The organism is Patiriisocius marinistellae (assembly GCF_009014635.1).
Taxonomy (GTDB): Bacteria; Bacteroidota; Bacteroidia; order Flavobacteriales; family Flavobacteriaceae; genus Patiriisocius; species Patiriisocius marinistellae.
Genome location: NZ_BKCF01000001.1, coordinates 366,257 through 392,382, shown reverse-complemented (window position 1 = coordinate 392,382; position 26,126 = coordinate 366,257). Strand labels below are relative to the sequence as shown.

General features: G+C 34.0%; 23 protein-coding genes. 19 read left to right on the top strand and 4 right to left on the bottom strand.

Going from position 1 to position 26,126, the window contains the following annotated elements:
• Positions 1 to 54 precede the first annotated feature (54 nt).
• Together GB234_RS01690 and GB234_RS01685 are read left to right on the top strand one after the other, a co-directional pair.
• Entirely contained in the window at positions 55 to 666 is a 612-nt protein-coding gene (locus GB234_RS01690) for a DUF4254 domain-containing protein (RefSeq protein ID WP_151892775.1), read from the top strand.
• A 68-nt stretch (positions 667 to 734) separates the two neighbouring features.
• A complete protein-coding gene (locus tag GB234_RS01685) occupies positions 735 to 1,769 on the top strand; it encodes a glycosyltransferase family 9 protein (protein WP_172966826.1) in 1,035 nt (344 codons plus the stop codon).
• 337 nt (positions 1,770 to 2,106) lie between these two features.
• Here the strand turns inward: GB234_RS01685 and GB234_RS01680 are convergent, their stop codons facing one another.
• Positions 2,107 to 3,156 carry a ferredoxin--NADP reductase gene (locus tag GB234_RS01680; protein WP_151892774.1) on the bottom strand — a complete coding sequence of 350 codons (1,050 nt, stop codon included), beginning with the start codon at positions 3,154 to 3,156 and terminating at the stop codon, positions 2,107 to 2,109.
• 183 nt (positions 3,157 to 3,339) lie between these two features.
• Here GB234_RS01680 and porW point away from each other — a divergent pair, with 183 nt between their 5' ends.
• The 13 genes from porW (at position 3,340) to GB234_RS01620 (ending at position 16,299) form a co-directional block, all read left to right on the top strand.
• Positions 3,340 to 5,904 (top strand): type IX secretion system periplasmic lipoprotein PorW/SprE, encoded by a 2,565-nt coding sequence (gene porW, locus GB234_RS01675; protein ID WP_151892773.1) that lies wholly within the window; start codon positions 3,340 to 3,342, stop codon positions 5,902 to 5,904.
• 28 nt (positions 5,905 to 5,932) lie between these two features.
• Positions 5,933 to 6,355 (top strand): bactofilin family protein, encoded by a 423-nt coding sequence (locus GB234_RS01670; RefSeq protein WP_151892772.1) that lies wholly within the window; start codon positions 5,933 to 5,935, stop codon positions 6,353 to 6,355.
• The gene (locus GB234_RS01665; RefSeq protein ID WP_151892771.1) at positions 6,321 to 6,539 is read left to right on the top strand and encodes an AtpZ/AtpI family protein; all 219 of its coding nucleotides are present in this window, start codon (positions 6,321 to 6,323) and stop codon (positions 6,537 to 6,539) included. The genes GB234_RS01670 and GB234_RS01665 overlap by 35 nt, the downstream gene beginning before the upstream one ends.
• Before the next feature lie 2 nt (positions 6,540 to 6,541).
• Complete coding sequence (locus GB234_RS15335; protein ID WP_371863328.1) at positions 6,542 to 6,934, top strand: DUF6168 family protein; 393 nt, start codon at positions 6,542 to 6,544, stop codon at positions 6,932 to 6,934.
• Between the two features lie 94 nt (positions 6,935 to 7,028).
• Positions 7,029 to 8,213: a F0F1 ATP synthase subunit A gene (gene atpB / locus GB234_RS01660; RefSeq protein WP_151892770.1), complete on the top strand. Its 1,185-nt coding sequence runs from the start codon at positions 7,029 to 7,031 to the stop codon at positions 8,211 to 8,213.
• Between the two features lie 50 nt (positions 8,214 to 8,263).
• Positions 8,264 to 8,464: an ATP synthase F0 subunit C gene (gene atpE / locus GB234_RS01655; protein WP_111815511.1), complete on the top strand. Its 201-nt coding sequence runs from the start codon at positions 8,264 to 8,266 to the stop codon at positions 8,462 to 8,464.
• 100 nt (positions 8,465 to 8,564) lie between these two features.
• Entirely contained in the window at positions 8,565 to 9,065 is a 501-nt protein-coding gene (locus GB234_RS01650) for a F0F1 ATP synthase subunit B (protein WP_151892769.1), read from the top strand.
• A gap of 37 nt (positions 9,066 to 9,102) precedes the next feature.
• Positions 9,103 to 9,642 (top strand): ATP synthase F1 subunit delta, encoded by a 540-nt coding sequence (gene atpH / locus GB234_RS01645; RefSeq protein ID WP_151892768.1) that lies wholly within the window; start codon positions 9,103 to 9,105, stop codon positions 9,640 to 9,642.
• 166 nt (positions 9,643 to 9,808) lie between these two features.
• Positions 9,809 to 11,389, top strand: a complete 1,581-nt coding sequence (gene atpA, locus GB234_RS01640; protein ID WP_151892767.1) for a F0F1 ATP synthase subunit alpha — start codon at positions 9,809 to 9,811, stop codon at positions 11,387 to 11,389.
• 116 nt (positions 11,390 to 11,505) lie between these two features.
• Positions 11,506 to 12,375 carry an ATP synthase F1 subunit gamma gene (atpG, locus tag GB234_RS01635; RefSeq protein WP_151892766.1) on the top strand — a complete coding sequence of 290 codons (870 nt, stop codon included), beginning with the start codon at positions 11,506 to 11,508 and terminating at the stop codon, positions 12,373 to 12,375.
• Positions 12,376 to 12,728: 353 nt separating this feature from the next.
• The gene (recA, locus tag GB234_RS01630; protein WP_151892765.1) at positions 12,729 to 13,745 is read left to right on the top strand and encodes a recombinase RecA; all 1,017 of its coding nucleotides are present in this window, start codon (positions 12,729 to 12,731) and stop codon (positions 13,743 to 13,745) included.
• A gap of 378 nt (positions 13,746 to 14,123) precedes the next feature.
• Positions 14,124 to 14,657, top strand: a complete 534-nt coding sequence (locus GB234_RS01625; protein ID WP_151892764.1) for an RNA polymerase sigma factor — start codon at positions 14,124 to 14,126, stop codon at positions 14,655 to 14,657.
• Positions 14,658 to 14,700: 43 nt separating this feature from the next.
• Positions 14,701 to 16,299, top strand: a complete 1,599-nt coding sequence (locus GB234_RS01620) for an outer membrane beta-barrel protein (protein ID WP_151892763.1) — start codon at positions 14,701 to 14,703, stop codon at positions 16,297 to 16,299.
• Positions 16,300 to 16,381: 82 nt separating this feature from the next.
• On the opposite strand, the gene GB234_RS01615 is transcribed toward GB234_RS01620, so the two are convergent.
• Complete coding sequence (locus tag GB234_RS01615; protein ID WP_151892762.1) at positions 16,382 to 17,122, bottom strand: lysophospholipid acyltransferase family protein; 741 nt, start codon at positions 17,120 to 17,122, stop codon at positions 16,382 to 16,384.
• 104 nt (positions 17,123 to 17,226) lie between these two features.
• On the opposite strand from GB234_RS01615, the gene trpS reads away from it, so the two are divergent.
• A complete protein-coding gene (trpS, locus tag GB234_RS01610; RefSeq protein WP_151892761.1) occupies positions 17,227 to 18,195 on the top strand; it encodes a tryptophan--tRNA ligase in 969 nt (322 codons plus the stop codon).
• Here trpS and dprA read toward each other — a convergent pair.
• Positions 18,192 to 19,298, bottom strand: a complete 1,107-nt coding sequence (gene dprA / locus GB234_RS01605) for a DNA-processing protein DprA (RefSeq protein WP_151892760.1) — start codon at positions 19,296 to 19,298, stop codon at positions 18,192 to 18,194. The genes trpS and dprA overlap by 4 nt on opposite strands.
• 202 nt (positions 19,299 to 19,500) lie before the next feature.
• On the opposite strand from dprA, the gene GB234_RS01600 reads away from it, so the two are divergent.
• From GB234_RS01600 to GB234_RS01590, 3 genes are all read left to right on the top strand, one after another.
• Complete coding sequence (locus GB234_RS01600) at positions 19,501 to 20,439, top strand: HU domain-containing protein (RefSeq protein ID WP_151892759.1); 939 nt, start codon at positions 19,501 to 19,503, stop codon at positions 20,437 to 20,439.
• Positions 20,440 to 20,590: 151 nt separating this feature from the next.
• A complete protein-coding gene (locus tag GB234_RS01595; RefSeq protein WP_151892758.1) occupies positions 20,591 to 21,100 on the top strand; it encodes an acyl-CoA thioesterase in 510 nt (169 codons plus the stop codon).
• 147 nt (positions 21,101 to 21,247) lie between these two features.
• On the top strand, positions 21,248 to 24,826 hold the full coding sequence (locus GB234_RS01590) for a S8 family serine peptidase (protein WP_151892757.1): 3,579 nt from the start codon (positions 21,248 to 21,250) through the stop codon (positions 24,824 to 24,826).
• 60 nt (positions 24,827 to 24,886) lie between these two features.
• Here GB234_RS01590 and GB234_RS01585 read toward each other — a convergent pair whose 3' ends face one another.
• Positions 24,887 to 26,125: a murein hydrolase activator EnvC family protein gene (locus GB234_RS01585; protein ID WP_151892756.1), complete on the bottom strand. Its 1,239-nt coding sequence runs from the start codon at positions 26,123 to 26,125 to the stop codon at positions 24,887 to 24,889.
• Position 26,126 lies beyond the last annotated feature (1 nt).

The following is a 26,126-nucleotide window of genomic DNA, read 5'->3' as shown; positions in this document are numbered from 1 at the left end:
TCTCACAAAATATCATACCTTTGTAATACCTTGTTTAACACTTAAATATATACTATGAAATTTAGCGAACTCGCCAATAAAATATTTCTAGAAGTTATTGTAAAATATCACCATATTAATACTGTTGACCAGCCTTTTGAAAACAAATATGATAAAGATGACCATTTGTTAGAACACTTATTATATAGAAAATGTTGGATAGATACAGTACAGTGGCATTATGAAGATATTATTAGAGACCCTAACATTGACCCAATAGCAGCACTTGCTTTAAAACGTCAAATTGACGCATCAAATCAGGATCGAACAGATATGGTGGAATATATTGACAGCTATTTTTTAGAAAAATATAAGAATGTAACAGTAGACGAAAACGCCACAATAAACACAGAAAGCCCAGCTTGGGGCGTTGATCGTTTGTCAATTTTGGCTTTAAAAGTATATCATATGAACGAGGAGGCAACTCGTGCAAATGCTACTGAAACTCACAGAACAACTTGTAAGAAAAAGCTTGATATTTTATTAGAACAACGAGTAGACTTAAGTACGGCAATTGATCAATTATTAAATGACATTGAAGAAGGTAGTAAGTATATGAAAGTTTATAAGCAGATGAAAATGTACAATGATGATGAGTTAAACCCTGTACTTAGAGGGGAAAAATAATTTCAGTTTTTATTACGCTGAAAGCCTTAACGTTTAAGCGCAACAATTTGAAATATTAGGATTTTTCGATGTCAAAACCCAAACATATTTTAGCAATTCGTCTCTCAGCAATGGGAGACGTTGCTATGTTAGTGCCAGTGCTGCGGGTTGTTACTCAAACGTATCCAGATTTAAAAATAACAGTCCTTACTAAATCTTTTTTTAAACCATTTTTTTCTGAAATTTTAAACGTGTCAACACTCGATGCTGATGTCTACGGAAAACATAAAGGTATTGTAGGGCTATTTAAACTTTCAACCGAAGCAAATAAACTAGGCATAGATGCTGTAGCAGATACACATAATGTATTACGCTCAAAAGTATTAAGGTTTTTACTTTGGCTACGTCAAAATAAAACTGCATCAATTGATAAAGGCAGAGCCCAAAAAAAAGAGCTCATTCAAGCAAATGGGGCACTTATAAAACCGCTAAAAAAAACGCATCAACGTTATGCCGATGTTTTTGAAAAATTAGGCTTTCCCATTGACTTAAATAAACAAAAATTTCCCGGGAGACATAGATTAACCCCTCTATTACAAGAACTAGTAGGAGCCCACCCCAAAAAGTTAATTGGTATTGCTCCGTTTGCAGCCCATGACGGAAAAATGTATCGTTTGTCATTAATGAAGGAGGTAATTGAAGATTTGAATGCTACAAATAGATTTAAAATTTTTCTATTTGGCGGTGGAAAAAAAGAGGTTTCTCAACTTGATGATATTGCACAAGAATTTGAAAGTGTAATAAACGTAGCTGGAGTTTTATCATTTGAAGATGAGTTAAAACTTATTTCAAATCTAGATGTAATGCTTGCAATGGATAGTGGTAATGGGCACCTAGCAGCAATGTATGGATTGCCTGTAATTACACTTTGGGGAGTGACACACCCTTATGCCGGGTTTGTTCCTTTTAATCAACCTAATGCTAACCAATTAATAGCAGACAGAGATCAATTTCCATTAATTCCCACCTCAATTTACGGAAATAAATATCCGGCTGGTTATGATAAAGCCATGAATACAATTCCTGTTACTACAGTAGTTGAAAAAGTATTGGGGGTTTTGTAAAAGATTTTTTTAATTAAAGTATCGATAAATACTTACAATACCAATAAGAACAAAAACTATGGCCCCAAAGATTATTTTATAATTTTGTGATTTAATGGACTAATCTTTTTTGCCAATTGTATTCCATTGCGAAACTTCTCGATAGAGTATGATCGAACCGATAATTAGTGTGCAAATACCTATTGTTAATTCTAATACTTTTGACATAGATATTTTTAATATTTATGTAGTCTGAATCTGTCGAAGACTCTCTATATTAACATTTTGTTGTTAATTGCTGTATTATAATCTGAGAGGTTTAATATGATTATAAATTATGGCATTTCTTTCTATTTAATTATACATCATCATAATCAACAGTTAAAGTTGCTGTTGTGGGATGTGCTTGGCAGGTTAAGATAAGTCCTTCGGCGATTTCGCCGTCTGTGAGTATTTGATTTTTTCTCATTTCGGCTTTGCCTTCTACAATTCTTGCAATACATGTACTACAAATTCCGCCTTGACATGAGTATGGTGCATCAAGTTTTTTTTCTAAGGCTGCATCTAAAACAGATTTTTCTTGAGACATATTAAAAGTAGTTGTCTCATCATCGATAATTATTGAAATGTTAGTTGTGCCATCATGGCTTTCAACAAGTAAGCCTCCTTCTGAGGTTTTAAAAAGTTCAAAATGAATTGCTTTTTCATTGATCCCATTTTCTTTTAAAGTTGAAGAAACCTCATCAATCATTGGTTCTGGTCCACACACATAAAACGCATCAAATACAGTGTATTCAAATTCGTTTTTCAAATAATAGTTAACGATGGATCTATCGATACGGCCAAAACGGGCATTATCTTCTCTACTTCGGCTATAGATAAAATTTGGAAAAAAGCGCTGTGGATTCTTTTGTTTTAGCTTCATTATAGCATCATAAAACATAGTGTTCTCTCTAGTTTGGTTTCCGTAGACCAATAAAAACTTACTGTCTGGCTCGTCTTCCATTACTGCTTCTATGATAGATAAAATAGGTGTAATACCACTACCAGCAGCAAAAGCAGCATAGTTTTTTGCATTGTCCTTTTCAGGATTGACGATAAATTTTCCCTGTGGGGGCATTACTTCTAAAGTATCACCATCTTTAAGAGACTCATTTGCGTAAACCGAAAAAGCGCCTCCATCTACTTTTTTAACTCCCACTTGTAAAACCTTGTCGTGTGGTGCGCTGCAAATAGAATAGGCACGACGAACTTCTTTTCCTTCAATTGTATGTTTTATGGTAAGATATTGACCAGCCTTAAACGCAAAATCACGCATCAAATTACCAGGGACGGCAAATGTAATAATGACTGAGTTAGGCGTGTTTTTATCAATTTTTGAAACTTTTAGCGTATGAAAGTCGCTCATAGTAGATGATGTTTTTACGCAAAAATAAACAACAATAAGTTTCAAAGCGTGGCACAAATGGCTATTTTTTAATGCAAATTTTAAACAGATCACAAAAAGAAACGTATTTTTACGCCCTTATCGTTGATTTACATACTAAAAGAACCACTTTTTAGTTAGTATAACATACAAATTATAAAGATTTTGAAGCGCATTAAATATACTACACTTATTCTTGTTACAATTCTAGCAGTAACAGCTTGTTCCCGAAAGAAGAACACTTTTTTAAATCGCAACCTCCACGCTGTTTCCACAGAGTATAATACATTGTTTAATGGAAATAATGCTTTTGATGCAGGAAAAGAAGGCCTCTCATTAGGGTATCAAGATAACTACTACGAAATACTAACCGTTGAGCGCATTGAAGTAATCGATGAGGTTCAATTAGATAAAAATGGAAAGGACCCTAATTTCAACAAAGCTGAAGAGAAAGCTGTAAAAGCAATACAGAAACACTCTATGTTTATCAATGGGCAAGAATATAATCCTCAAATTGATGAGGCATATATGCTTTTAGGAAAAGCTCGTTATTATGATAACCGATTTATTCCTGCACTGGACGCGTTCAATTTTATTTTAGACAAATACGCAACAAGCAATAATATTAATAATGCTAAGGTTTGGAAAGCGAAGACAAATATTAGATTAAAGAATGAGGATTATGCAATTGAAAACCTCAAGAAAATGCTTGAGGAGTCTGAGATAAAAGATGATGCTGTAATGGCAGATGCACATGCTCAAATTGCACAAGCTTATATTAATTTAGATTCACTTCCGGAGGCTTTGCCTTATATGAAAATAGCTTCAGAAACGGTAGACGACAATGAACTTAAGGGACGCTTTAATTTTATAAAAGGACAATTATACGATAGACTTGAAATGCGAGATAGTGCCAATATGGCTTATGATGAAGTGATTGATTTAAATCGTAAGACTGCAAGAATTTATATGATCAACGCCTATATAGCAAAGGCAAAGAATTTTGATTATAATAAAGGAAACAAAGAGGAATTTTTAGAATTGCTTACAGACCTTGAAGAGGATAGAGAAAACCGTCCATTTTTAGATAAGGTTTACAATATGATAGGTGATTATCACCGTAATGAAAAGAAAGATAGTCTTGCTGTTGCATATTATAATAAGTCAATTAAAGCATTTAATAATGATTTAACGTTACAATCTTTTAACTATCAAACGCTAGCAGAAATGAATTTTGATGAAGCTGCTTATAAAACCGCAGGGGCATACTATGATAGCACGTTAACAAACCTTGAAGTAAATTCAAGAAGATGGCGTCGTATCTCTAAGAAAAGAGAAAACCTTGATGATGTTATTAAATATGAAGATATCGCAACACTTAACGATAGCATATTAAGAATAGCTAATATGAGCGAAGGTGAACGTCTTGCATACTTTACTGAATATACTGATGGGTTAAGAGCAAAAGCAATTGCAGATTCTATAGCTATAGCAAAACAATCAAGAAAAGGAGGAATTGCTAACAACGAATTTTTTAAAGGGGGGGGCAAAACTTCTGGGCCAAGTGCAGGAGGAGGAAATTTTTATTTCTATAATCCCACAACAGTTTCTTTTGGGAAACTTGAATTTGAAAAAAACTGGGGAGAAAGAGTTAATGAAGATAACTGGAGAAGAAGTGCAAGTCAAAACTCAGGGATTGCTAATTATAATGAAATAGAAGACGCAGGGGTTGCTGTTTCAGAGTCCGCGTTATTCAATCCACAATCTTACATTGAAACTATTCCCTCTGAACAAAAAGTGCTTGATAGCTTGACTAAAGACAGGGATTTTGCTTATTATCAATTAGGGCTGATTTATAAAGAGAAATTTAAAGAGTACGACTTAGCCGCAAATAGACTTGAAAAATTACTCACTTATAATCCTGAGGAGCGATTAATATTACCTTCAAAATATAATCTGTATAAAATCTACGGGCAATTAGAAGACGCGTCAAACACCTCAAAATATAAGAATGACATTTTAACAAATCATGCTGATTCACGCTACGCGGAAATTTTAAGAAATCCTAACACGCAATTGGCAACAGATGAATCTAGTCCAGAATTTAAATATAACGCTCTTTATAAAGAATTTGAAGCAAGTAAATATGCAGACGTAATTAGGAAAACTGAAGAATACATCACTTTATATAATGGCGATGATATTGTGCCAAAATTAGAATTATTAAAAGCAACTGCAATAGGTAGGCAAGATGGCTTTGATGCATATAAAAAAGCTTTAAACTTTGTTTCATTAACGTATCCTAATTCAGAAGAAGGTAAGCAGGCACAAGTAATTTATAATAAAACATTGCCTCAAATCGAAAGCACTACGTTTGTGTCTTCTGAAGAAAGCACAAAATTCAAGTTAATGTATCAATTTGATGCCAATGAAGCTTCAAATATTTCAGCTTTTAAAACTAAGCTTGACAATGCCATCAAATATTATAAATATGACAATAAGCTATACACATCAATAGATTACTATGCGCCTGGAAAACAATTTGTAGTAGTTCATGGATTAGACTCTAAATTGGGCTCTGAAGGATTTGGTGATAAACTAGCAAATCCAGTAAAAGAAGCTTCTGAACATCGAATAACAAGAAACTCTTTTGGTATTTCTTCCGAAAATTATAAAATTGTTCAAATTCATAAAAACCTCAATGATTATTTAAATCCAAGTGTAGAATAATTAACGAGTCTCCCCAAAATATTATAATATGTTATCTGATAAAAAGAATAGAAAGCCTAGTAACGTTTCCACAGAACCGGGAGCTAATCAAAATAGAATTAATGAAGGGACTTCAATAACAGGAGATATTGAGTCAACAGGTTTTTTTAGAATTGATGGAATCATTAAGGGTAATGTAAATACGCCTTCTAAAGTTGTCTTAGGAAAAAAAGGAGTTATTACTGGAACGTTGAATTGTGAACAAGCTGATATCGAAGGAACGTTTGAGGGTACTTTAACAGTCGCAAATCTTTTAACATTACGCTCTTCAGCAAAAATCATTGGTGATGTTATTGTTGGAAAATTAGCTGTGGAGCCTGGAGCCGAAATGAATGCAACTTGCAAGATGGGCAATGGTGTTAAATCTTTAAATAACGATGGAAAATCCAAAAAAGAAGAACGAATCGCCTAGTAAATGGTTGCGTTTTTCTTCTATTGCTTTACAAATGGGAGCAACAATTTATCTTGGTAATCTTTTAGGCGGTTGGTTAGATGGACAATACACTACTACTTTCTGGGAGCCTACAGTAACTATGATCGCAGTTTTTATTTCTATGTACCTTATTATCAAAGGTGTCAATCAGATGAATAAGTAACTATGCTCAAAAGATTTTTTTACTATACTTTAATATGTGTTACTGCATTTTTCCTTTTCCACGAAATACATTCTTTTTTAATTTCATATAATGAGATCCAACATCCATTCGAAATAAGAAGAATATATCTTTTTCAAGCTTTATTTACTCTTTTTTTATGTGTCCTTTTTGAAATAATCGCATTAAAAATCCCAAAAATGCATGACCAACTAGGATTTTTATACTTGGGGTCAATGGTGTTTAAAATTACCGTATTTTGTGTAGTGTTCAATGAGTTACTTTTCTCATCACTAGTATTATCAAAGGCTGACAGTCTTTCAATGTTGATTCCTATTTTTATTTTTCTGCTTATTGAAGTCTCAATTATTGTTAAAATTATCAATAGAAATATATAAAAAATATTTACCTAAAATATTGTCTGCATATTATCTAGAAAGTACCTATTTTTGCGCCAAATTTAAGCAAGCATTATTTTTTGAAATAAAAGCAATGAAGATAGCAGCATATTCTATTAAAACTTTAAGTGTATTATTCTTTTTGTATTCGGCAATTAGTTTTGCTGGTGTTAAAGAAGAGAACTTGAATCCTCAAGACGGCGGAGAGGTAAATACTCAAGAAGAAGTGACGGAGTATATCTTACACCACATAAAAGACTCTCATGATTTTCATTTGTTTTCATATACAAGTGACGGTGAGCGAAAGCATGTGGGGTTTCCATTACCAGTTATAGTGTGGACAAGTAATGGATTAACAACATTTATGTCTTCTGAGTTTCATCATGATGACGCAGGAAAGGTAATTGTTGAGAAAAATGGAGTTAAATTGACAAAGCTACATAGCAAAATTTATGAATTGGACGCTACAGCTTCTGGGGTAAATTTTGATGCTGAGCACCACCCTACAAATGCAAAAAAGTTATTAGATTTTTCTATAACGAAGAGTGTTTTTGGAGTTATGATGATCGGTCTATTAATGTTGTTGTGGTTCTCAAGGCTTGCTAGGCAATATAAGACAAAACAGATTCCAACAGGTTTTGGTCGTGTTTTAGAGCCATTGGTTCTTTATGTGCGTGATGAAATTGCAAAGCCAAACATAGGGCCTAAATACAGAAAGTTTACAGGATATTTATTAACTGTGTTTTTCTTTATATGGATATTGAATCTTTTAGGTCTTACTCCATTTGGTTTTAACGTTACAGGTCAATTAGCAATTACAGCTTGTTTGGCAATCTTTACTTTGATTATTTATGTCGCAAGTGGTAACAAACATTTTTGGCAACATATTTTATGGATGCCTGGAGTTCCTGTTTTAATTCGTCCAGTATTAGCAATTATTGAGTTAGCTGGAACTTTTATAATTAAGCCATTTTCATTATTAGTGCGTCTTTTTGCAAACATTAGTGCAGGACACATTGTTGTTATGAGTTTAATAGGTATTATGGTTGTTATGAAAGCAGAGCTAGGTGCTCCTGGAGCAACAATTTTATCGTTTGTTTTATCAATGTTTATTACTTTGATTGAGGTGCTAGTAGCATTTCTTCAAGCATATATATTTACAATGCTTTCTGCACTATTTATTGGTATGTCTGTTGCAGAGCATGACCACGATCACGATCATGATGATCATGGTCACGAAGTTCCTGACGCAGAAGATGTGCGTGCAGACTTTATTTAATGAGTATTTTTTTGTTTAATTAATATTAATACATTTTTATTATGGAAGAAATGGTGACTTATGTACCAAATTTAGTAGGTGCAGGTTTAATCGTAATCGGAGCTGGAATTGGTTTAGGTAAAATTGGTGGAGCTGCCATGGAAGGTATTGCTCGTCAACCTGAAGCAACTGGTAAGATTCAAACTGCGATGATTATTATCGCGGCACTTTTAGAAGGTCTTGCATTTGGAGCACTTTTCTTAGGAAAGTAATCCACACAAAACCCAACTCATACTCCTGTAACGGTTGGTTGCAGGAGATGAGTTTTTAAACAATTTTAATAGTATATATAACCCTCAAAGGGACATAGATATGGAAACTTTATTAAATGACTTTTCTCCAGGATTGTTTGTAATGCAAACAGTTTTATTTTTAGTGTTAATTTTCCTTATGGTAAAATTCGCTTGGAAACCTATTCTTAATTCATTAAATGATAGAGAAGAAGGAATTCAAGGAGCACTTGATGCTGCAGAAAAGGCAAAGTTAGAAATGGCAAACTTGCAAGCTGATAACCAAAAGTTATTACAAGAAGCAAGAGCTGAGCGCGAAGCCATGATGAAAGATGCTAGAGAAATCAAAGCAAAAATGATTGCTGACGCTAAAGAAGAAGCAACCGAAGCTGCAAATAAAACAATAGCTAACGCACAGGCAACTATTGAAGCAGAAAAGAAAGCTGCTGTTGCTGAGATTAAAGCACAAGTTGCAAACCTTTCAATAGAGATTGCAGAAAAAGTTGTGAAAAATGAGTTGTCAAATAAAGAAAAGCAATTAGCTTTAGTTGACACAATGTTGAACGACGCAACTTTAAACTAAGTTTAATTAAACAAGTATCCGTTAGCGGATAATTAATATGAGCAACAGAGCAGCCATACGATATGCAAAAGCAGTTTTGGATCAAGCCAATGAAGCCAATATAGGTAGCGTTGTATTTGGCGATATGAAATCTGTTCAAGACACACTTGCTGGAAGCAAAGAATTACGCAATGTATTAGCTAGTCCTATTATAAAAGGAGAGGACAAGGAAAAATCATTGATAAAAATTTTTGAAAGTAATAGTGACGTTACTAAAGGATTAATTCAAATTCTTACTGCAAATAAGCGTATTAATTTATTAGGGGATGTAGCATCAAGTTACATTAACCTTTATAATGAAGCGCAAGGTGTTAAAGTAGCAAAAGTTACTACAGCAGTGGCATTATCTCCTGAGTTAGAGACAAAAGTTCTTGCTAAGGTAAAAGAGATGACTGGTAGTGATCAAGTAACTATCGAGAATACTATAGATGAGAGTATAATAGGAGGATTTATCCTTCGTGTTGGCGATTTGCAATACAATGCAAGTATCGCTAATCAACTTGGAAATTTAAAGAGAGAATTTACAAAGTCTCTGTAGTGCTTCGGAAATGAATTGGGCATTGTCCTAATTTTTTTGAATATGCAATATAGTGGGTTTTAAAAATAAATAAATGTCGATGTTTTAATATTTCGGCATTAAATAAGAATAAGTACAATTATAACTGAAAGGTTATTGGGAAACCATAACCACAAACATTCATAAAATGGCAGAAGTTAAACCAGCTGAAGTTTCAGCAATCTTAAAGCAACAACTTACCGGTTTTGAAGCAACAGCTTCACTTGATGAGGTAGGAACTGTATTAACTGTAGGTGATGGTATTGCACGTGTTTACGGGCTTGCTAACGCTCAATACGGAGAATTGGTAGCGTTCGAGTACGGTATGGAAGGTATTGTATTGAACCTAGAGGAAGATAATGTAGGGGTTGTATTGTTAGGTCCTTCAAAAGGAATTATCGAAGGTGCAACTGTAAAACGTACACAACGTATTGCGTCACTTAAAGTAGGTGAAGGTATTGTTGGGCGTGTTGTAAACACTCTTGGAGAGCCTATCGATGGTAAAGGTCCTATCGAAGGTAAAACTTATGAGTTACCACTTGAGCGTAAAGCACCGGGTGTAATTTATAGAGAGCCGGTAACTGAACCATTACAAACGGGTATCAAGTCTATTGATGCGATGATTCCTGTGGGTAGAGGACAGCGTGAGCTTGTTATTGGTGACCGTCAAACAGGTAAGTCAACTGTTTGTATTGATACCATTTTGAATCAAAAAGAATTTTACGATGCTGGGGAACCAGTATATTGTATATATGTTGCCATTGGACAAAAAGCGTCAACGGTAGCAAACATTGCTAAAGTACTTGAAGAAGCAGGTGCATTAGCATACACAACCATTGTTGCAGCAAACGCGAGTGACCCTGCATCAATGCAAGTTTATGCTCCTTTTGCCGGTGCAGCAATTGGTGAGTACTTTAGAGATACAGGTCGTCCTGCTTTAATTATTTATGATGATTTATCAAAGCAAGCAGTAGCTTACCGTGAGATATCACTATTGTTACGTCGTCCACCAGGACGTGAGGCATACCCTGGAGATGTATTTTTCTTACACTCAAGATTGTTAGAGCGTGCGGCTAAGGTAATTAATGATGATGCGATTGCAGCAGACATGAACGACCTTCCAGAATCTTTAAAAGGAATAGTAAAAGGTGGAGGTTCATTAACAGCTCTTCCTATAATTGAAACTCAAGCGGGTGATGTATCTGCATATATTCCTACAAATGTAATTTCTATTACAGATGGACAAATTTTCCTTGATGGTGACTTGTTCAACTCTGGTGTACGTCCAGCGATTAACGTAGGTATTTCGGTATCTCGTGTAGGTGGTAACGCACAGATTAAGTCAATGAAAAAAGTATCTGGTACATTAAAACTGGATCAAGCAGCTTTTCGTGAATTAGAAGCGTTTGCAAAGTTTGGTTCTGATCTTGATGCTGCAACATTAAATGTTATTGAAAAAGGTAAGCGTAACGTAGAGATTTTAAAGCAAGGTGAGAATACACCATTTACAGTAGAAGATCAAATTGCTATTATTTATGCAGGTTCTAAAAACCTATTGCGTAACGTACCTATTGAAAAAGTAAAAGAATTTGAAAGAGATTATTTAGAATTCTTGAATACCAAGCATAGATCAACTTTAGATACATTAAAGTCTGGTAAATTGACAGATGAGGTAATCGATACATTGACTACTGTAGCTGCTGATTTATCTGCTAAATACAAAGCTTAATTACAATTCCCACGATTTTAAAAATTTGTGGGAATATTATTATTGATTGTCACCCTGAGATTATCGAAGGACTTTTATAACAGATGTGATTTAAAATCACTCTTTAATTAAAATGAATGGCGAATTTAAAAGAAATTAGAAACAGAATCCAATCCGTTGGATCGACAATGCAGATTACGAGTGCCATGAAAATGGTATCTGCTGCAAAGTTGAAAAAGGCACAAGATGCTATTACAGCAATGCGTCCTTATTCTGAAAAATTAACCGAGTTACTACAAAACTTAAGTGCAACCTTAGATGATGATAGTGGAAGCACTTTCTCAGAACAACGTGAGGTAGACAAAGTGTTAGTGGTATCAATTACTTCAAACCGTGGGCTTGCAGGTGCTTTTAATTCAAATGTAATTAAAGCATCTAATAAGTTAGCTAATGAAACCTACGCTGGAAAGAAGGTTGATTTTTTTACTATTGGGAAAAAAGGGAATGATATAATTAGAAAAACAAGCAATGTTATTGAACATAACGTAGCTATTTTTGATGATCTAAGTTTTGATGCTTCATCCGCTATTGCTCAAATGTTAATGGATTTATTTAGTGCTGGTACATATGATAAGATTGTTATAGTATATAATCACTTTAAAAATGCAGCGACCCAAGAGATAATAACAGAACAATTTTTACCTATTCTACCTAGAAAGGAAGAAGTTGAAACTAGTGGATCAAATATTGATTATATTTTTGAGCCTTCAAAAGAAGAAATTGTTGAGGGGTTGATTCCTAAGAGTTTAAAGACGCAATTATTTAAAGCGCTTAGAGACAGTGTAGCGAGTGAACACGGAGCGCGTATGACAGCAATGCACAAGGCAACTGATAACGCAACAGAGCTACGTGATGATCTTAAATTAAAATATAACAAAGCACGTCAAGCTGCAATTACTAATGAAATTTTAGAAATTGTTGGTGGTGCAGAGGCATTAGCTGGATAAGATAAATAGTCTTATATTAAAAATTACATATTTATTAAAGCTGAACAAAATCTATTGTTCAGCTTTTTTTAACCCTAAGTGTAAATACTTAGGGTTTCGTTTATTTTATAATATTAATTAGAATAAATAATAATATTTTTCTTCGAGAATACCACTATAAAATAGTTTTCTATATTAAAGAAATTATTATTTTCTCACTTTGTGATTATTAAAAAATAATGAAACTCAAAAGAGTTTTGGAAATATTCCAATATTCGTTATATTTACATCCTATTTTGATGGAAAAATTCCACAAGATTAAAAATTAGGTATGTTTTTGACTTATTCTTAAACATCAAATAAAAAAATCTCTCATGGCTGACGATAAAGAAAAAGAAGCAAAATTAAAAGCACTTAAATTAACTCTTGACAAACTTGACAAAACTTACGGAAAAGGAACTGTCATGAAAATGGGTGATAAAACTGTAGTTGAAGTTGATACAATCCCTACAGGTTCTCTAGGATTAGATGTTGCTTTAGGAGTAGGTGGCTATCCACGAGGAAGAGTTATTGAAATTTATGGACCAGAGTCTTCTGGAAAAACTACATTGACCATTCATGCTATTGCTGAAGCTCAGAAAAAAGGAGGTATAGCAGCATTTATTGATGCAGAGCACGCTTTTGATCGTTATTACGCTGAAAGTTTAGGAGTTGATATTGAGAACTTAATAATTTCGCAACCAGACAATGGAGAACAAGCACTTGAGATTGCGGATAATTTAATACGCTCTGGTGCTATTGATATTATTGTTATTGATTCTGTTGCGGCATTGACACCAAAAAGTGAAATCGAAGGAGAAATGGGGGATAGTAAAATGGGATTACATGCCCGGCTAATGTCCCAAGCACTTAGAAAACTTACTGGTTCAATTAGTAAAACAAATTGTACTGTTATATTTATTAACCAATTGCGTGAAAAGATTGGAGTAATGTTTGGTAATCCTGAAACTACTACTGGTGGTAACGCTCTTAAGTTTTATGCTTCAGTAAGATTAGACATTCGTCGTTCTACTCAAATTAAGGATAGCAATAGTGAGGTTTTAGGTAACAAAACACGAGTAAAGGTTGTAAAAAATAAAGTAGCCCCACCATTCAAGAAAGCCGAATTTGATATTATGTACGGTAAAGGAATTTCAAAAGTTGGGGAGATTATTGATCTAGGGGTTGATTTTGAAATTGTGAAAAAAGCTGGCTCTTGGTTTAGTTATGATGATACAAAACTAGGACAAGGTAGAGATGCAGTTAAGGCTCTATTGTTAGATAATCCAGAACTAATGGAAGAACTTGAAATAAAGATTAAAGATAGTATTAAGGCGCTTACAGAAGCTTAAATCTCTTGTTTTATATATTCTTAGGAAAGAATTTAATTAAACTAAACCCCCAAATTCCAAAAATTCACTTTTGGAATTTGGGGGTTTTTACAAATAGTTGTTATACTATTATGAGATAATTATAAATCTATTGAAGGCATAAATTGAAGGAAAGAATAAAAGCATATTCTTTCCTATATTCGCATTCAGTTCTCCTCAACAAATCAATAGTTATATATTAACTTTAATTCTTTAAGTAACAATTAAATAAAAATTGGTGATTATACGCAACCCTCTTAACAATCAGGTATCTACTAATTGTAGAAGCCAAAGTTATTCCGGTTGTTACTTACTTTTTTATGTGAGTTACTATTAAACTAACTAACCTAGGTACTGCATTTGACTTTAGATGAACTCATACAAGGCTGCAAAAAGAAGGATATTAGGGCCCAAGGAGAATTGTACAAACGTTATAGTAATGCGCTTTTTCCCATTTGCCTACGATATTCTCCTAATAGTACTGAAGCAGAAGATAATCTGCAAGATGCCTTTATGACTATTTTTGATAAAATTGGTCAATTTAAAGGTAAAGGATCTTTTGAGGGCTGGATTAAACGAATTACAGTTAACACAGTCTTACAAAAATATCGAAAACAAAAAGTGTTTGATATTAAAGATGAGGGGCAGATTGAGGATACAGCAGATGAGGATATTATTGACGAAGGCTTACCGCTAGATTTTTTGTTAAAAATAATTCAAGAACTACCAGACCAATATAGATTGGTATTTACCATGTATGTCATGGATGGTTATTCTCATAAAGAAATAGGAAATTTGTTAGGAATTAGCGATGGAACGTCTAAATCAAATCTAGCAAGAGCCAGAGGAATTTTAAAAACAAAAGTAATTGATTATAGAAAAACTGATTTATAGTTATATAAAACACCTAAGATACTTGCCAGGGTAGGTAAGAAAGATGGAAAATAAAAAAAACATAGACTCACTTTTTAAAGAGCGCTTTAATCAATTTGAAGCGACTCCTCCTCCGCATGTTTGGGAGAATATCCAAGCACAGTTGCAGGAGAAGAAAAAAGACCGTAAGGTGATTCCATTATGGTGGAAAATGGGTGGTCTTGCTGCAATTTTAGCATTGATGTTTACTATTGGAAGTTCAGTTTGGGATAACACGAATAATAATAATTCTATTGTTAATGAAGATTCAAAAGAGACAAAAATACTTAAAGAAGACAATAATCATTCTCCCCTAATAGACACTGACAAACAAATAACAGAAATTCATAAAGAAGAAGAAGTTGTTGAAGAAACTAATTTTAAAACTTTAAAAAGAGTAAGCCCTTCTTCTGAAATTTCTGGTGATGATGCATATTCTGCGACACAAAAAACAGCAACAACAAATAGTAATTCTGAAAATAATATAAATTCAATAAACAAAAGTGTAGCTGCTCAAACTAATCAACTTAAAAATCAAGGCGTAAAAGAAGAGTTAATTGAAAACGCCGTATCAAGTACTATTAATAATAAAAAAGATGAGGCTTTTGCTATTCAAAACGGCGATAATTTGATAAATAAAAAAGGTATTCAAAATTCAACTGTAATTGATGAAAAGATTGCCATGAAGAATGCTTCGGTTGAAAAAGACACCTCTAAAAAAAATGATAATCCTGCATTCCTTAAGGAAAATGAAATTAATATTTCCGAAGAAGTTATTGCACAAGAAATGCCATTAGAAGAAAAGGAAAAAAATGTTGAAGCTACTAAAAAATCAATTTTTGATGCTATTGACGAGCAAAAGAAAGTTAATGTAGAAGATGCGATTGTTAAAAAAGACCCACCAAAAAACAGATGGGAAGTAGCGCCTAATTTTGCTCCAGTGTATTATAATACATTAAGTGAAGGTTCCTCAATAGATGCGTCATTTGCAGATAACTCACAAAGCGGCGATGTTAATTTTAGTTATGGTGTGGGTATTAGTTATGCGGTAAATAATAGGTTGAGTATTCGTACAGGAGTTAGTAATGTTGATTTAAGCTATAGTACTAGTGGTATTGAGCTAGGCAATGGTCCTATTTCGGCCGCCTTGAGGAGTGTTGATTATAACAACCCACAAAGTGTATTAATCCCGCAAGATGCGGGAACTTTTGAAGCTTCAAATGATGGCACCTTTGGAGAAATACGTCCTAAATCAACAAGCGGTGAGGTTTTCTTAAATCAAAATATATCTTATTACGAAGTGCCACTAGAGTTAAAATATGCACTTTTTAACACAAAGCTGGGTGTTAATATTATAGGTGGTATGAGTACACTTTTTTTAGGAAATAATGAAGTAAGCGTAACCGCAGGAAATTTTAATGAAACGTTGGGCGAGGCCAACAATTTATCTAATGTAAGCTTCTCTACAAATGTTGGGTTAGGGTTTGATTACAAATTGTCAAGTAAGTTTAAGTTTAATGTTGAACCTATGTTTAAGTATCAACTTAATCCATACACAGATAACACTGTGAATTTTAAACCTTATTATATTGGTGTTTATACTGGATTGAGTTTTAAATTTTAAGTAAGTAGGTTATATTTAATTGGTGTTTGGGAAGCCAAACAAAATGATTGAAAAGCCATCTCGTCGCCATGAGATGGCTTTTTTATACACTAGCAGCATTCAACTCCTCTAAGATAACTTGACGGGTTTGATTCTTTATTGCTCTTTTATCTTCTAATTTGTGTCCCTGAGTAGGAATTAGTGCGTGTGCTTTAACACGCATCTTACCAGGCGAACCACTAAAAAACTCATAAGAAAACCGTTCTTTATTATCATGAAATGTCATTGGTGCAATTGGTATTTGGTGCTCAATGGCTAATCTAAAAGCACCGTCTTTAAACTCATCAAGAATCATACTCGTGTCATCTGGAACACCACCTTCTGGAAAAATACAAATACTCAAACCTTGATTTAATCTGCGTTGTGCACTTTCAAAAACATCTCTGCGACTTCTTGGGTTTTTGCGATCAACCAAGATACAGGTGCGCTTGTAAAAGAAACCAAATAGCGGAATCTTACTTAACTCTTTTTTCCCAACAAAAACAAAAGGGTTTTTAGTACTGTAGAGCATCATCATTATATCTGTCATTGAAGTATGATTTGAGACAAACATATATGATTGGCCTTTTTTATAGTGTACGTCACGTTTAATTTTAGGCAAGAATCCCATTCCAAAAAGAATTACTGTGGCCCAAATGCGTGCCATCTTAAAAAAATATGGGTACCATTCCTGCTTTAAAATAGAGATAACCAAAAAAGGAAACATAACAAGAATAGGTAATGCCATAAGGATATAAAACCAAATACGGTATAATAAAAAAAATGGATACAGCAGTATTCTCATAAACGCCAAAATTAGCAATTTGCCTGACGTAAATAGCCTAAAAAAAGTAACTTTGCTAAAAGATTGATTTTAATTTAAAAGTTATCCGTTAAGACGCCCTCAACATGTCAAGAATACTTACAGGAATACAAAGCACAGGAACGCCACATTTAGGAAATATTTTAGGAGCTATATTGCCAGCGATAGAGATGGCAAACAACCCTAAAAATGATAGCTTTCTTTTTATTGCAAACCTTCATACACTTACACTTATTAAAAATGCCGAGATATTAAAGAGTAATACGTATAGTACCGCCGCAACATGGCTAGCATTTGGTCTTGATGTAGAAAAAACAGTTTTTTATCGTCAAAGCGACGTACCCCAGGTGACAGAATTATCTTGGTACTTAAGCTGCTTCTTCCCATTTCAACGGTTAACTTTAGCTCATTCCTTTAAGGATAAAGCAGACCGATTAGAAGATGTAAACGTAGGTTTATTTACATATCCTATGCTCATGGCTGCAGATATATTAATATATGACGCAAACATTATCCCCGTAGGAAAAGACCAATTGCAGCATATTGAAATGACCCGCGACGTAGCATCTCGTTTTCATGCACAAATGGGTGAAACATTTGTAATTCCAGACGCTCAAGTTCAAACAGATACTAAACTTGTTCCAGGACTTGATGGTCATAAAATGAGCAAGTCAAGAGAGAATACCATCAATATTTTTATGGAAGACAAAAAATTGCGCAAGCAAGTAATGAAAATTGAAACAGATAGCACACCACTCGAAGAACCAAAAGACTGGAATACTTGTAACTGTTTTGCAATTTATTCTTTATTGGCTTCGGAAACTGAAATAGAGCAGATGAAAGCAAATTACGAAGGCGGAAATTATGGTTATGGCCATGCTAAACAAGCTTTATACGAATTAATTGTTGAGAAATTTGCTAAACCCCGTGAACGCTACAATTACTATATGAACAATTTACCCGAAATAGATAAAGCATTACAAGTAGGTGCAGAAAAAGCTAAAGTCGTTGCAAATGGAGTTTTAGAGCGCGTACGTTTGAAATTAGGGTATTAAATTAATTGAAACAATTTACCTGGTAAAGGTCTAATAACTCCTTTTAGTTCCATTCCTAAAAGCAAGTTTGCAACTTTATAAGTAGGCAATTGGCATTCAATTGCAATAATATCAAGAAGCTCTTTATCTTTTTCTTTTAGAAAATTATAAATGAGCTTTTCTTCTGCGGTAAATTCAATGAAGAGTGATGTTTGAAGTGGTTTTTTTGCATTTTCATCAAGTTTCCAACCTAGCATATAAATAACATCTGCTGCAGAGGTGACTACTCTCGCTTGGTTTGTTTTAATAAGATTATTACAACCCACACTTTGATTATCTGTAGCCCTACCTGGAACGGCAAAAACTTCTCGGCTGTAACTATTTGCAATATCAGCTGTGACTAAGCTTCCTCCTTTTTCAGCACTTTCAATGACAATCGTAGCTTCGCTCATACCTGCTATAATACGATTACGTTTTAAAAAATTATTTCGATCAAATGAATCTGTGCTCCAAAATTCTGAAATAAATCCACCGTTTTCTTCTACTTTAGCTACATACTTTTTATGAACTTTAGGGTAAATTTGGTTTAAGCCATGAGCTAAACATCCTATCGTTTGCAGCCCATTATCCATAGCAGCTTTATGTGCAGTAATATCAACACCATATGCAAACCCGGAAACAATAACAGGATTAATCGCTGCTAGCTCTTCAATTAATTTTTCACAAAAAGCCTGCCCGTAACTTGTTACTTTACGAGTCCCTACGATGCTAAGCATTTTTCTATTTTGAATATCTAAATTTCCAGTTTGAAAAAATAATATAGGACCATCAAGACAATGTTTTAATCTTTCAGGATATGCTTTATCTTTAAAATAACTATACTCAATATTATTTGCTTCTATAAATTGAATTTCACTTTTGGCTTCGTCTAATAACCTACTTTCTTCGAGGTCCTTTAATTTAGACTCACCAATGCCATCAATTTTTAGCAAATTGGATTTTTTTTCTTTGAAAATTCCTTCGGCACTGCCTATGTTGTGTAATAGTTTTTTTGCTGAAGTGTCACCCAAATTTGGGACGCGTTGTAATGCGAGTGTGTATAAAAGTTCGGTTTTAGAAAGCATATTTTAAATGTTTATGCTATTGAAAAAGTATTCCAGTCTTAATATTTCAGAAATTAAAATAATTTTTTCTGAAATATTAGCCATTCAAAATGAAGACTTAAAGTATAAATTAGGGAGATTTTCAAGATACGTATTTTTGAGTTGTTAATAAGTTGCGTGCTTTGAATTCGATAAAAAAACAAAAAAAAGTATATTTGCTTTAGTGCAATTATCAACTTACATACAAGATTTACTATACCGCTACGAGTGCGTGATAATCCCAGGTTTTGGGGCATTTTTAACGCATTATGCGTCTGCTCAAATTGATATTGAGACACATACATTTTATCCTCCGGGAAAATCAATTTCTTTTAACAGACAGTTACAAACTAATGATGGTCTTTTAGCAAACTATGTTGCAAGTGCTCAGGGAATTAGTTATGAGGTTGCACTTCAAAAAATTAGAAATTTTACAGGAAAACTTTCTTTAAATTTAAGTGAAGGCAAAACTGTTTCGCTAGATAACATTGGTGACTTTTCTTTTAATAAAGAACGAGTAGTTCAATTTTTCCCTTCGGGAAACAAAAATTTTGATGCGGGTTCTTTTGGTTTAACTACGTTTATTTCATCAGAAGTTAGTCGTGTTATTGAAACTAATATTTCAGCAGCTGAAACTACCGAAACACCTTTATTATTTACCCCTCGCAAAAGAAACACACCTTATATTAAATATGCTGCTGTAGGTTTAATTGCTGTTGCAGTCGCAGGTCTAGGCGGTATGAAATTGTATGAAAGCGGTGTCCAGGACCATAACTTTGTACAAAAGCAAAAAGCAGAAACACTTGTTCAAAAGCAAATTCAAGAAGCTACATTTATAATTTCAAATCCTTTACCTACGGTTGAGGTTGCAGTACCTAAGCAAACTGGAAAATACCATATTGTAGCTGGTGCTTTTAGGGTAGAAGAAAACGCAACTACCAAGGTTGCGCAACTTCATGAAAAAGGATTTACTGCTAAACTAATAGGGGAAAATAAATATGGTTTACATCAAGTGGTGTATGCAAGTTATGAAAATCGTCTTGAGGCATTAACTTCGCTGCGCAATATAAAACGCACTGAAAATAAAGATGCTTGGTTGTTAGTAAAGGAATTAGAGAATTAATTATTGCTTTTTTCTTTAATTTCTAACTTTCAAAGTTGTCCTAAAGTTTTTCAAAAAATCAAATTCTCGTTTTTAATAACAGCTTAAATTGGGCTTAACTGCTTACCTTTGCGCAAAATTTAAATTCGACCCAATTTTCTGGGCATCTATAATGGAAATAAAGACACCTTCGCAATCTTGTACAACAATTACAGACCTTGTTCTGCCTAGTGAAACTAACCCAATAGGTAATATGTTTGGTGGCGAATTATTAGCTCGTATGGACCGTGCTGCTAGTATTGCTGCACGCAGACATAGTCGTAGAATTGTTGTAACAGCATCAGTTAATCATGTTGCTTTTAATAAGATGATCCCACTAGGAAGCGTTGTTACAGTTGAAGCAAAAGTTTCTCGTTCTTTTAAAAGCTCAATGGAGGTTTTTATGGATGTATGGATTGAAGATAGAGAAAGTGGTATTCGTAGTAAGGCTAATGAAGGCATATATACTTTTGTTGCAGTTGACGAAATGGGAAACCCAGTTCCAGTACCTCCGCTAACCCCAGAAAGCGAGTTAGAAAAAACTCGTTTTGCTGCAGCTTTACGTCGTAAGCAATTAAGCTTATTACTTGCTGGTAAGATTAAACCAGAAGCAGCAACAGAACTAAAGGCATTGTTTGATTAGTTAAATAATGAGTTATTCTTATTATTTGTGAGTTTTTTCTGAGATATTTTTGGTCAAAACGCTTTTTGGCAATCACTTCTATTCATTATTTTTGAGTAAGTATAATTATGTGCTAAATAAAACGGCGCATTTATAATTTCAGAAAATATGAAAAAAGCAACTACATTTTTAATGCTATTATTAAGCATGGCTTTATTAGCACAATCTCCTTATACTATTCAATTTCAAGATGAAGTCGTAGTAGTTGAAGAAAACATTAACTCTTTTCAATGGAGTGAAATGCCAGAATCCTCAAAATTTATGGATGGATATTATGGTTGGATTCAATTTTTTGAAACTCCTACTCAAGAGATCCAAAATGATTTTAAAAGCAGAGGGTTTGAACTTATAGAGTATTTACCTAATAAAGCGTATGTTTTTTATTTTCCAGAAAACGTTTCAATTCAATATTTAAAAGATAATGGAGTTAGAGCAATTGTTCCTATAGACGGGGAGTATAAGTTGTCTTCAGCTTTAAAAATGCCTCCTTACCCAGCTTATGCTTTGAATGGAGATAACATTTTTGTTACATTAGAATTTCAGAAGCATGCTGACTCAAATTATGTTATTGATGAGTTAACAAAGCAACAGATTATTGTTGAGCAAGAATATAAGGGGCATAATGTTTTTGATCTTTCGATTCCTAATAATTGCTTAGAAACACTTTCAAATTTACCATTTGTAAAATGGGTAGAGCTTATAGTTGCTCCCGACGTAAAAGATGACACAAGAGGAAGGAGTTTACATAGATCTAGTAATCTTGATACACAAACCACTGCAGGAAGAAATTATACTGGCGAAGGTATTGGAGTTATGGTACGTGATGATGGGATTGTAGGTCCTCATATAGATTTTCAAGGGCGTATAGATAATAGTAGTGCTTCTGGGACAGGCCAAACTCATGGCGATGGCGTAGGTGGGATTATGGCAGGTGCAGGAAATCTTAATCCTATGATGAGAGGAATGGCAGCAGGCTCAAATGTATTTGTTACTAATTATCAAGCAAACTTTTTAGATAATGCAACAACTTCACGTATTGACGATGGTAGTGTACAAATTACAAACTCTTCATATAGTAACGGTTGTAATGATGGATATACTACAATTACAAGTAGAGTAGATGAACAAACAAAAGATATACCTTCTTTATTGCATGTGTTTTCTGCGGGTAACTCAAATAATCAAAATTGTGGTTATGGAGCTGGTAATCAATGGGGAAATATTACTGGAGGACACAAACAAGGTAAAAATGTGATTGCTACTGCAAATGTATTTTTTGATGGAGAGTTAGTAAACTCAAGCAGTAGAGGTCCTGCACATGATGGAAGAATAAAACCAGATATCGCAGCAAATGGTCAAAATCAAAATTCAACTGACGAGAACAATCAATATATGTCTTTTGGAGGTACTTCTGGTGCAGCTCCAGGAATTGCTGGAATCTCTGCGCAACTTTATGAAGCCTACGGGGATTTAAACGGAGGTGATTTACCGCAATCTGCTTTGATTAAAGCGGCTTTGTTAAATACGGCTAATGAAGCTGGAAATATAGGCCCTGATTATAAATTTGGTTGGGGAATCGTAAATGGTTTACGTGCAGCAAAAATTATTGAAGATAATAGATATTTAAGTGATAATATTACGCAGGGAACTACAAACAATCATACAATTGCTGTTCCTGCAGGGACTACTCAAGTTAGGTTTATGTTATATTGGAGTGATGTACAAGCTTCAGCTGGAGCAAACCCAGCACTTGTAAATGATCTTGATTTAGTGGTAAATGACCCTGCAAGTAATTCATTACTTCCTTGGATTTTAGATCCAACTCCTAATGCAACTACACTTGATAACCCTGCGACTAACGGGGAAGACCATTTAAATAACGTAGAGCAAGTTTTAATTAATAACCCTGCTGCTGGTAATTACACGTTAGATATTTCAGGATTTAATGTTCCTGTTGGCCCTCAAGAATATTTTGTAGTTTATGAAGTTATCTCTGATAACATTACAGTTACTTATCCTGACGGAAGTGAAAGTTTTGTTGCTGGTGAAACCGAGTCAATACACTGGGATGCGATAAATACAACTGCAGATTTTGATTTAGAATATTCAACCGATGGAGGAACAAGCTGGACAGCCATTGCAACAGTGGGATCAAACGTTACAAATTATGGATGGAGTGTTCCTACAACTATTACAGGAGCAGCACAAATAAGAGTGACAAGTGGTGTATTTACTGATGATAGTAATGCTAATTTTTCTATCACAAATCAAGTTGAAGGTTTTGCATTTTCACAAGTATGCCCTGATGAGGCTACATTTGTCTGGGATGCCTTAGCAGATGCTGAGTCATACGATGTATATCTTCTAGGAAATAAATTTATGGAAGTAGCAGGGAATGCAACGACGACAACAATTACAGTACCTATTGCAGATCCTAATGCAACAATTTGGGCTGCGATTGTAGCTAAAAATGATACAGAAAACTGGACATCTCGTCGTACAATAGCAATTTCACATGGAGGTGGATTACTTAACTGTTCATTACCAAATGATATTGGAGTAATTGAAGTTGGAAACGATGTTGGTGACTTTTCGACGGTATGTTCAGGCTCAAGTGATGTTATTGTTTCTGCAGTAATTAGAAATACTGGTATTGATCCACAAAGCAATTTTGATGTGACTTATCAATTAAGTGGTCAAGCTATAGTCACAGAAACATTCACAGCAACAATTAACTCTGGAGACCAAGTAATTTTTGACTTTGCAACACCGCTTTCAATCACCACTGCAGGTTCTTATACGTTAACAATTACAGTTAATTTAACTGGTGACCAAAACGCAAGTAATGATGTTGCTACATTGGATTTCTTTGCAATTACAGAAGCAACACCGCTAGATTTTGAAGAAAATTTTGAAACAAATGGAGTTCCACCTGCTGGATGGTCAATCACAAATGTAGATAATGATGAAACTTGGGTTGAAGAAAGTGGAATAACAGGAAGTGACGGTAATAACACAACGGCTGCGTTTGTTGATAATTATAGCTATAATGCACCAGGGGAAGAAGATGTTTTAACTACTGAAATTTTTGATCTTACTTCAGCAACCACAGCAACATTGACATTCGATTTAGCAAAAGCACAATATTCAGCGACGCTTTTTGATAGCATGCGTGTAGAGGTTTCAATAGATTGTGGTGGAACTTTTACAACAATCTACAATAAAACAAATCTTGATTTATCAACATTATCTGGATATGAAACAGGAAATTGGCAACCTGAAAATGCCTCAGATTGGAGAAATGAATCTATCGATTTAACTCCATATTTAGGTGAGGTTGCTCAATTTAAATTTATTAATATTAATGGCTACGGAAATAGTACTTTCATTGACAATATCAACTTGACCTCAACATTAGGAATTAATGATAATGCTCTTGCAGGAATTACACTTTATCCTAATCCAGCTTCTGACAAAGTTTTTGTTGATTTGACTTCTGAAACTGCTTCTGATGCTTCCATTTTAATTGTCAATAGTTTAGGACAAACAGTTCAAACTATTTCAAACGTACAAATGGGAGGAAAAACAACGGCGACAATTGATATTGCAGGGTTTAGCACAGGTATGTACTTTGTAACGATTACGTCTCAAGGAATTTCTGAAACTAAAAAACTATTAATAAAATAAGAGGTAATTAATTATATAAAAAAGGGACTCATATTGAGTCCCTTTTTTAATATCTTGAAATTACATTCTATAAATCCAATCTGCTGGATTCATCTCGGTGCTATTTTTATACACTAAGAATTTAATGACGGTTTTTCCTGTTGTAGGATGTGTAAAAATAGTTCCTAAATTGTCCTTGGCAGATACTTTATCTCCTTTTTTTACAGATACGCTTGCTAAGTTATTATAAATTGTAATATAATCTCCATGTTTAATATAAACAGCTTTGTTCGCGTTTTTTACTTGTTGTATTTGGACAACTTCTCCTTCAAAAATAGCTCTTGCCTTTGCATCTTTACTAGTGGCAATTTCTACCCCATGAAATATTTGAGTTACGTTAGGAAATTGAGGATGTTGACGGGTTCCATATCTATTTAAAACAACACCCTTCTCAACAGGCCAAATAAGTTTACCTTTATTATTACTAAAATTTTTTGCTAATGCTGCAGCCTCTGGAGTAAGGGCAAATCCACCACTTAAAGAAGCTTTAGGCTTTACGGTACTACTTCCTGCTGCTTTTTTATTAGCTTCAGCTATAACCGCTCTAATAATAGCTTTAATTTCTTTATTTAACTTATCTGCTTCATTTTGCTTACTGCGTATTTGACTAGCAAACCCAGTTTCATCTTTTTTTAATGTTGCAATGAGCGCTTCTTGATTTTTCTTTTCCTTATTAAGGTTAGCCTTTGCAACTTTATTCTCTGCAATAAGTTTGTCTTTTTGTTTACGTTGGTCTATAAGCCCTTGATTTAAGTCTTGAAGTAAAATCGTTTTTTCTTTAATACTTTCCCCTTGTTTTTTTCTATGATTAGCATACTGTTTCATATACTGTACACGCTTGTAGGCTTGTAAAAAATCTTGGGAAGACAACAAAAACATAATTCGGCTTTGCTGTGATTTACTTTTGTACGATTTGCGCACCATTGCAGCATAATCATCTTTAAGCTCCGTTAACTCAGCTCTTAAATTTGAAATTTGAGTAGTATTTTCGTTTATTTCGCGCGTGAGTAAATTTGCTTGTTGGTTTGTAACTCTAATAAGATTTTCCTGTGCCTTGATCCGTTGATCTAAATCTTCAACCTCGGTTAAAACGGTCTTTTTTTGACCCTGCGTTTTAAATAACAAAGAATTAATTTGCTTAATTTCATTTAAAATAAGCTGTCTTCGCTCTTCTAGTTGTTGTTGTTTTTTGGACTGTGAAAAAACAGGGCTAAGGCTTGCGAATAAAAGAAAACCGAAAAAAATTACGCGTAACTTCATA

Excerpts from the sequence above, each read along its gene's own strand:
- recA (WP_151892765.1), top strand. The coding sequence starts at position 12,729 with ATGGCTGACGATAAAGAAAAAGAAGCAAAATTAAAAGCACTTAAATTA.
- GB234_RS01690 (WP_151892775.1), top strand. The coding sequence starts at position 55 with ATGAAATTTAGCGAACTCGCCAATAAAATATTTCTAGAAGTTATTGTA.
- atpE (WP_111815511.1), top strand. The coding sequence starts at position 8,264 with ATGGTGACTTATGTACCAAATTTAGTAGGTGCAGGTTTAATCGTAATC.
- atpG (WP_151892766.1), top strand. The coding sequence starts at position 11,506 with ATGGCGAATTTAAAAGAAATTAGAAACAGAATCCAATCCGTTGGATCG.
- GB234_RS01685 (WP_172966826.1), top strand. The coding sequence starts at position 735 with ATGTCAAAACCCAAACATATTTTAGCAATTCGTCTCTCAGCAATGGGA.
- GB234_RS01650 (WP_151892769.1), top strand. The coding sequence starts at position 8,565 with ATGGAAACTTTATTAAATGACTTTTCTCCAGGATTGTTTGTAATGCAA.
- trpS (WP_151892761.1), top strand. The coding sequence starts at position 17,227 with ATGTCAAGAATACTTACAGGAATACAAAGCACAGGAACGCCACATTTA.
- GB234_RS01615 (WP_151892762.1), bottom strand. The coding sequence starts at position 17,122 with ATGAGAATACTGCTGTATCCATTTTTTTTATTATACCGTATTTGGTTT.
- GB234_RS01665 (WP_151892771.1), top strand. The coding sequence starts at position 6,321 with ATGGAAAATCCAAAAAAGAAGAACGAATCGCCTAGTAAATGGTTGCGT.
- atpH (WP_151892768.1), top strand. The coding sequence starts at position 9,103 with ATGAGCAACAGAGCAGCCATACGATATGCAAAAGCAGTTTTGGATCAA.
- GB234_RS01680 (WP_151892774.1), bottom strand. The coding sequence starts at position 3,156 with ATGAGCGACTTTCATACGCTAAAAGTTTCAAAAATTGATAAAAACACG.
- atpA (WP_151892767.1), top strand. The coding sequence starts at position 9,809 with ATGGCAGAAGTTAAACCAGCTGAAGTTTCAGCAATCTTAAAGCAACAA.
- GB234_RS01670 (WP_151892772.1), top strand. The coding sequence starts at position 5,933 with ATGTTATCTGATAAAAAGAATAGAAAGCCTAGTAACGTTTCCACAGAA.
- dprA (WP_151892760.1), bottom strand. The coding sequence starts at position 19,298 with ATGCTTTCTAAAACCGAACTTTTATACACACTCGCATTACAACGCGTC.
- GB234_RS01595 (WP_151892758.1), top strand. The coding sequence starts at position 20,591 with ATGGAAATAAAGACACCTTCGCAATCTTGTACAACAATTACAGACCTT.
- GB234_RS15335 (WP_371863328.1), top strand. The coding sequence starts at position 6,542 with ATGCTCAAAAGATTTTTTTACTATACTTTAATATGTGTTACTGCATTT.
- GB234_RS01620 (WP_151892763.1), top strand. The coding sequence starts at position 14,701 with ATGGAAAATAAAAAAAACATAGACTCACTTTTTAAAGAGCGCTTTAAT.
- atpB (WP_151892770.1), top strand. The coding sequence starts at position 7,029 with ATGAAGATAGCAGCATATTCTATTAAAACTTTAAGTGTATTATTCTTT.
- GB234_RS01585 (WP_151892756.1), bottom strand. The coding sequence starts at position 26,125 with ATGAAGTTACGCGTAATTTTTTTCGGTTTTCTTTTATTCGCAAGCCTT.
- GB234_RS01590 (WP_151892757.1), top strand. The coding sequence starts at position 21,248 with ATGAAAAAAGCAACTACATTTTTAATGCTATTATTAAGCATGGCTTTA.